Annotated in this window: 4 protein-coding genes and 3 tRNA genes; 2 read left to right on the forward strand and 5 right to left on the reverse strand. The window is 62.2% G+C overall.

Annotated elements, in window-relative coordinates; all coding sequences use genetic code 11:
- The 4 genes from F8K16_RS04825 to F8K16_RS04840 form a co-directional block, all read right to left on the reverse strand.
- Positions 1–151 (reverse strand): GTP-binding protein (locus F8K16_RS04825; RefSeq protein ID WP_294947085.1); only part of this gene is annotated, 151 nt, incomplete at its 3' end.
- 61 nt (positions 152–212) lie between these two features.
- A tRNA-Thr gene (locus F8K16_RS04830) sits at positions 213–288 on the reverse strand.
- Between the two features lie 16 nt (positions 289–304).
- Positions 305–379 (reverse strand) — tRNA-Gly (locus F8K16_RS04835).
- A gap of 6 nt (positions 380–385) precedes the next feature.
- Positions 386–470, reverse strand: a tRNA-Tyr gene (locus F8K16_RS04840).
- Positions 471–618: 148 nt separating this feature from the next.
- Here F8K16_RS04840 and bioA point away from each other — a divergent pair.
- Positions 619–1,902 (forward strand): adenosylmethionine--8-amino-7-oxononanoate transaminase, encoded by a 1,284-nt coding sequence (gene bioA, locus F8K16_RS04845; protein ID WP_294947713.1) that lies wholly within the window; start codon positions 619–621, stop codon positions 1,900–1,902.
- The gene (locus tag F8K16_RS04850; RefSeq protein ID WP_294947716.1) at positions 1,895–2,677 is read left to right on the forward strand and encodes a zinc-dependent peptidase; all 783 of its coding nucleotides are present in this window, start codon (positions 1,895–1,897) and stop codon (positions 2,675–2,677) included. Before bioA ends, F8K16_RS04850 begins: the two co-directional genes overlap by 8 nt.
- 296 nt (positions 2,678–2,973) lie before the next feature.
- On the opposite strand, the gene F8K16_RS04855 is transcribed toward F8K16_RS04850, so the two are convergent.
- Positions 2,974–3,229 (reverse strand): hypothetical protein (locus F8K16_RS04855; protein WP_294947719.1); only part of this gene is annotated, 256 nt, incomplete at its 5' end.

Raw genomic sequence — 3,229 nt, forward strand, 5'->3', positions numbered from 1 at the left:
CGATCTGGTCGTAGGCCTTGGCTTCGCCACCGAACTTCTTGCCCTGAACGATGGTCAACGCTGCTGTCAGGGTGGTCTTGCCGTGGTCTACGTGCCCAATGGTGCCCACGTTTACGTGCGGCTTCGTGCGTTCAAACTTTTCCTTTGCCATATCAGAAAACCCCGTTTGTATAAACTTTTATAGCCGGCACTGTGGCCGGCTTATGCCAAGATGGAGCTCCCGACCAGGATCGAACTGGTGACCTCATCCTTACCATGGATGCGCTCTACCGACTGAGCTACGGGAGCGAAAACTCTTTTTAAATGGAGCGGGCGATGGGAATCGAACCCACGTCACCGGCTTGGAAGGCCGGGGTAATAGCCACTATACGACGCCCGCGGAATCTGGTGGAGGGTGGTGGATTCGAACCACCGAAGGCTGAGCCAGCAGATTTACAGTCTGCCCCCTTTGACCGCTCGGGAAACCCTCCGAAAGTGACGCGTATTTTAGTGACTGCCATCGGCATGTCAAGCATGGCGATGAAAATTTTATTCGGGGCGTCTAGCCGCCTGCCCACATGCTGCCCCGCCCTGTCACCAAGGTAAAATGCCGGACATGTTCTGCCATCGGGAGGCGTGATGATCAACCTGAGTTATGACCGAGAGCATGTGTGGCATCCCTACAGTTGTCTGCCGCCCCCGTCGCCCCCTCTACCTGTGGCGGCGACTGAAGGACGGCACATCATTCTGGAAGATGGACGCCGACTCGTAGATGGCATGAGTTCCTGGTGGTGCGCCATCCACGGCTACAACCACCCGAAGCTGCTGGCTGCTGCGGCACGCCAGCTCAAGACCATGCCGCATGTCATGTTCGGGGGACTGACCCATGAACCGGCCATTGATCTGACTGAACAGCTGGTCACGCTGACGCCAGCACCTTTGAAGAAGGTGTTCTTTGCCGACTCCGGCTCCATCAGCGTAGAGGTGGCCATGAAGCTGGCGCTGCAGTACTGGATGGCACGCCGCCGACCGGCCAGGCACCGCTTTCTGACAGTGCGCAACGGCTATCATGGCGACACTTTCGGCGCCATGAGCGTGACCGATCCGGTCAATGGCATGCACCGCCTGTTTTCCGGCGTGCTGCCGAAGCATCTGTTCGCCCCGGCACCGTTGCCCGGCTTTGCCGAAGCTCGGGACGAACCTGCCGAGGATATCGCCGCACTGGCCCGTCTGCTGGACGCCCATCAGGAGGAGATTGCCGCCATCATCATCGAGCCTGTGGTGCAGGGCGCCGGCGGCATGCGTTTCTACCGGCCGGACTACCTGCGCCAGCTGCGCGCCCTGGCGGATGACTACAAGGTGCTGCTCATCTTTGACGAGATCGCCACCGGCTTCGGTCGCACCGGTAGACTGTTCGCCAGCGAATGGGCCGGGGTCAGTCCCGACATCATGACCGTGGGCAAGGCGCTTACCGGCGGCATGATGACGCTGGCGGCCACCCTGTGCACTGAGGAAGTGGCATTCACGATCTGCAGCAACCCGCCGCGGGCACTGATGCATGGGCCCACCTTCATGGCCAACCCCACTGCCTGTGCCGTGGCCAATGCCAGCATTCGCCTGCTGCTGGACAGTCCGTGGCAGCAACGGGTGCAGGCCATAGAATCACGCCTGCGTGACGGCCTGAAAGACCTGGCTGAACTGGATGGTGTGCGGGATGTGCGCGTGCTCGGCGCCATCGGCGTGGTGGAGCTGGAAGCGGAAGACCGCGCGCAGCGGGCACAGGATGCGGCCGTGGCTGCCGGCGTGTGGCTGCGTCCCTTCGGACGGCTGATCTACACCATGCCGGCTTACAACATCACCGAGGAAGAGCTGGCGCAGCTGATCGAAGGCATGCGCCGCGCCGTGGAGGCCGCCTGTGCTTAAACTTCTGAACCGCCTGCATCGCTGGCGCATCGCCCGCGAACTGCACCAGTTCCATATTCCTATTTCCCTGTGGCAGCAGGTGCGCGCCACGCCGTTGATCAGCCGCTTCAGCCGTGAGGAACAGCACCGCCTGCGCCTGCTGGCCAGCCGCCTGCTGGACGAGAAGGTGATCGTGGGGGCCGGCATGACGCTGACCCCCTTTCAGAAGGCCTGCATCGCCACAGAAGCCTGCGTCCCCATTCTCAATCTGCCGGACGATCTGGACTGGTATGACAACTGGATGCAACTGACCGTGCGCCCCACGCCATGGCGCATGCCGGCTGGCGGCGTGGAGACAGGGCCGCTGACGGAGCAACGCGACGTAACGCTTGCGGGCGTGACCAGCCTGCAGTGGCCGGTGGTCATCGACTGGCAGAGCGCCAGACCCCACAAGCTGGGCCATCACGCCCGGCAGGTGATCATCCACGAGCTGGCCCACAAGATTGATCTGCAGGTGGACGATGCCGCCAATGGTTTTCCGCCCCTGCATGAGGACATGGACGGCAAGGCCTGGCATGACGCTTTCCAGCATGCCTTCGACGACCTCAACCACTGTATCCGCCGCCCCCGTTGCCATCCGCACATCAACCCCTACGCCGCCACCAATCCGGGTGAGTTCTTTGCGGTGACTACGGAGTATTTCTTCGCCGCGCCCAAAACACTCAACTCGGCGTATCCCGCCGTCTATGAGCAGCTGAAGCAGTTCTACCGGCAGGACCCGCTGCGACGGTTCTGACGGGGTCTCCCCCATTTTTGCAGGACGGCCTGCCAGCCGCGGACTTGCGCAACGCGGGCATACCGTGAAAAAGCCTGCTGAACACAGGTTATCCGTCTTTTTGCCACCAGCCGGCCCGGGGCGTAAGGTATCACCGGCCCTTCCGCATGGGGTCTCCCCTGTTTTTACCAGCCGCCTGCGCAGCCACACCCCGACAAACCCGCTTCTAGCCCGTTTCAGGCCGCCATGACGGGGTCTCCCCCATTTTTGCAGGATGCCACTTCAGCGCGGCGGAAAATCCGACAAAAACCCCGGGATCAGGCGTCATCTGCGGGTGTTTCGGCGCCGCAGCAGGCCGGTTTGCCGCCGGCGGCGAAGAATTTGACGTATATGAACACGGCCAGCAGCATGACCACCGCGCCCAGCGCCGGCAGCATCCACAGCTCGGCGACAATCTGCCAGCCAGTGGCGTAGATGACATGTTCACTGCCGTTGAGCGCGGCCAGTCCCAGCTGGTCCAGCCGGTCGAACAGCAGCCACATGAGCGCGGCGATCACCAGCGCGAACAGGGCA

Source organism: Sulfurivirga sp. (assembly GCF_015490265.1).
Taxonomy (GTDB): Bacteria; Pseudomonadota; Gammaproteobacteria; order Thiomicrospirales; family Thiomicrospiraceae; genus Sulfurivirga.